The sequence below is a fragment of the Paracoccus sp. (in: a-proteobacteria) genome (assembly GCF_046462195.1).
Classification (GTDB): Bacteria; Pseudomonadota; Alphaproteobacteria; order Rhodobacterales; family Rhodobacteraceae; genus Paracoccus.
In genome coordinates, this window is the sequence record NZ_JBKGUN010000077.1 from 1 (window position 1) to 3,395 (window position 3,395).

Genomic DNA, 3,395 nt, shown 5'->3' on the forward strand with positions numbered 1-3,395 from the left:
GGATGGTGGTGTCGTTCACGAACGACGCCACGGGAATGTGCATGTTCTGGGGTGCGGGCCCCCGACGGATGCGACCGGCCGTGTCGTAATGGCTGCCGTGGCAGGGGCAGAACCAGCCGCCGAAATCGCCAGCGCCGTCGCCGATGGGCACGCAGCCCAGATGCGTGCAGACGCCGATCTGGACCAGCCACTCGCCTGCCTCGTCCAGCGTGCGGTTCTGGTCGGTGGCCGGCTGGCCATCGGGAAGGTTGGGGTTCTGTGACAGCGGGTCGGTCAACTCGCTGATCTCGACCGCGCGGCCTGCCTCGATCTCCTCGGGGGTGCGGCGGCGGATGAACACGGGCTTGCCCAGGAACAGCACGGTGATCTGCGATCCGGGCGCGACGCCGCTGATGTCGACTTGGATAGAGGCCAGCGCCTGCACATCGGCCGAAGGGTTCATCTGATTCACAAGCGTCCAGGCGGCGGCCCCGGCGGCCACCGTGCCTGCGCCCGCCGTGGCATAGTAGAGGAAATCCCTCCGGGTGCCTACGTGGTCATCTGCGTGGGACACGGGTCATACTCCAATTCAGGCCGAAAGTCAGGCCGATACGACATTCCGGGCCGCGTCCGAACGCAGCCTTCGCGGGGGCGGTTCTAGCTGTCAATTTCCCGTCAGTCCAGATCATAACCCCGGCCGCGCCGAAGCAATTCGCCGCAGTTGTCTGAATCGCGCAACGCGTTTGCGCCATCATCAACGGGCGGCGGCAAGGATCGGGGAAATCGCCCTAGAGCAGCCCTTCCGAGCGAAAGCTCAACTCGCGCGACTTGCCGATGATCAGGTGGTCGTGGATCGTGATGCCCATGCTGTCGGCCGCATTGGCGATGCGTGCGGTCATGGCGATGTCGGAATCCGATGGTGTGGGATCACCAGACGGGTGGTTGTGGACCAGAATCAACGCAGAAGCGTTCAGTTCCAGCGCGCGACGAATGATCTCTCGCGGATAGACAGGAACATGGTCAACGGTGCCGCGGGCCTGTTCCTCGTCCGCGATCAGGACATTCTTGCGATCCAGGTAAAGGATCCGGAATTGCTCGATCTCGCGGTGAGCCATCGCGGTGTGACAATAATCCAGCAGCGCCTGCCAGCCGGTCAGGACAGGGCGGTGCAGGACGCGCGCCCGCGCCATACGTTGCGCGGCGGCTTCCACGATCTTCAGTTCGGTCACAACAGCGGGACCGACCCCATCGACCGCCTGCAGGCGGCTTGGCGCGGCAGTCAGCACGCGATTGAAGTCGCCAAAGGTTTCGATCAGGCGGCGCGCCAGGGGCTTGACGTCCTGCCGGGGGATCGCTCGAAACAGCACCAGTTCCAGCAGTTCGTAATCCGGCATGGCCGTGGCACCGCCCTGCAGGAAACGGTCGCGCAGGCGGCCCCTGTGATCGGCCAGATAGGAGGGGGCGGATCGATGGGGCCGTTGCGTGGCGGCCAAGGCCTCGGCCGCGACATCATCCGCGGCCGGGGCGAAAAGAGGCAAGGGCATTTCGCCAAAGGCACGATTCGGGTCCATGCCCGTAGGATGGTCCCGAACCCGTAAACAAAGCGTTAAATCCGCTTAACGCGTCATGCCGTCCCAGAAACTTTTGACCTTGTCGAAAAAGCTGTCCGACTGCGGGCTGTTGTCGGCCTTCACGGCCTCGAACTCCCGCAACAGCTCCCGCTGACGTGCCGTCAGGTTGACGGGAGTTTCGACCGTCAGCTCGATCAGCATGTCGCCGAAATCGCCACCCGCACCCGGTCCATGACGCAACGGCGGCATGCCCTTGCCGCGCAGGCGCATCTGGCGGCCCGTCTGGCTGCCGGCCGGAACCTTGACGCGCGCCCGCCCGCCATCGATCGTCGGGACCTCGACCTCTCCGCCCAGTGCGGCTGTCGCCATGCTGACCGGAACCTGACAGGCCAGAACCTTGCCGTCACGCAGGAAGATGGCGTGTTCCTGCACCTCGATGAAGATGTAAAGATCCCCTGCAGGACCGCCACGCAGGCCGGCCTCGCCTTCGCCCGCCAGACGGATGCGGGTGCCCGTTTCGACGCCGGCAGGGATGTTCACCGACAGGCTGCGGTCATGCTCGGTGCGGCCGGCGCCTTGGCAGGCCTTGCACGGATTCTTGACGATCTGACCGGCGCCGCCACAAGTGGGGCAGGTCCGTTCCACGGTAAAGAAGCCCTGCTGGGCGCGGACCTTTCCCATGCCCGCGCAGGTCGGACAGGCCGCGGGTTGGGTCGCACCCTCGGCACCGGTACCGCTGCATTCCTCGCAGGCAACCGAGGCCCGCACCGTGATCGGCTTTTGTGCGCCGGCATAGGCCTCTTCCAGCGACACCCGTAGGTTATAGCGAAGATCCTGCCCGCGTTGCGCACGGGACCGCCCGCCGCCACCGGCACCACGTCGGCCCATCATGTCGCCGAACAGGTCCTCGAAGACATCCGCGAAGGCTGCCCCGAAGTCGCCGGGATGACCGCCCGCGCCGCCTCGTGCGCCCCCAAAGCCGCCGCCACCTTCGAAGGCTGCATGACCAAAGCGGTCATAGGCCGCCTTCTTCTGGTCGTCCTTCAGGCAATCATAGGCTTCGTTGACCTCCTTGAAGCGCGCTTCGGCGGTCGTGTCGTCCTGATTGCGGTCGGGGTGCAGCTCCTTGGCCTTGCTGCGATACGCTTTCTTGATTTCGTCGGTCGAGGCCCCTCGGGTGACCCCGAGCACCTCGTAATAGCAACGCTTGCCCATGTGTCGTCCCATTCAGCTGCCCCAAAAAACAGGCCGGCCCGCACCGTTCGGCAGGCCGGCCCTTTCAGGGAAGCGGCCGCAATCAGCCGCGCTTCTTGTCGTCGCCCAAGTCTTCGAAGTCCGCGTCGACAATGTCGTCGTCCACGTCACGCGGCGCATCGCCCGTGTCGCGGCCCGCATCGTCGCCACCCGACTGCGCCTTGTAGATGGCCTCGCCCAGGCGCATCGATGCATCCATCACGTTCTGGATGCCCGAGCGGATCTTGCCGGCGTCATCGGACTTGAGTGCTTCCTCAAGCGCCCCCACGGCCAGTTCGATCGCCTCGACGGTCGAGCTGTCAACCTTGTCACCATGCTCGTCCAGCGACTTCTTGGTCGAATGGATCAGGCTTTCGGCCTGGTTGCGGGCTTCCACCAGTTCACGGCGGCCCTTGTCGGCTTCGGCGTTCTGTTCGGCGTCCCTCACCATCCGTTCGATGTCTTCGTCGGTCAAGCCGCCCGAAGCCTGGATGGTGATGTTCTGCTCCTTGCCCGTGCCCTTGTCCTTGGCACTGACCGACACGATGCCGTTGGCGTCGATGTCGAAGGTCACCTCGATCTGCGGCATGCCGCGCGGCGCGGGCGGGATGC

4 protein-coding genes are annotated in these 3,395 nt (G+C 65.1%); all 4 read right to left on the reverse strand.

Features of this window, described 5'->3' with window-relative positions; all coding sequences use genetic code 11:
* The coding region (gene petA, locus ACLHHB_RS04985; protein WP_410217184.1) for a ubiquinol-cytochrome c reductase iron-sulfur subunit at window positions 1-553 on the reverse strand (553 nt) is incomplete at its 3' end.
* Window positions 554-767: 214 nt separating this feature from the next.
* Window positions 768-1,550 carry a RadC family protein gene (gene radC / locus ACLHHB_RS04990; RefSeq protein ID WP_410217185.1) on the reverse strand — a complete coding sequence of 261 codons (783 nt, stop codon included), beginning with the start codon at window positions 1,548-1,550 and terminating at the stop codon, window positions 768-770.
* A gap of 45 nt (window positions 1,551-1,595) precedes the next feature.
* Window positions 1,596-2,765, reverse strand: a complete 1,170-nt coding sequence (gene dnaJ, locus ACLHHB_RS04995; protein ID WP_410217186.1) for a molecular chaperone DnaJ — start codon at window positions 2,763-2,765, stop codon at window positions 1,596-1,598.
* 82 nt (window positions 2,766-2,847) lie between these two features.
* The coding region (locus ACLHHB_RS05000; RefSeq protein ID WP_410217187.1) for an Hsp70 family protein at window positions 2,848-3,395 on the reverse strand (548 nt) is incomplete at its 5' end.

What these genes read in the sequence shown, in the direction of transcription:
- radC (WP_410217185.1), bottom strand. Translation starts at nt 1,550, where the DNA reads ATGGACCCGAATCGTGCCTTTGGCGAAATGCCCTTGCCTCTTTTCGCC.
- dnaJ (WP_410217186.1), bottom strand. Translation starts at nt 2,765, where the DNA reads ATGGGCAAGCGTTGCTATTACGAGGTGCTCGGGGTCACCCGAGGGGCC.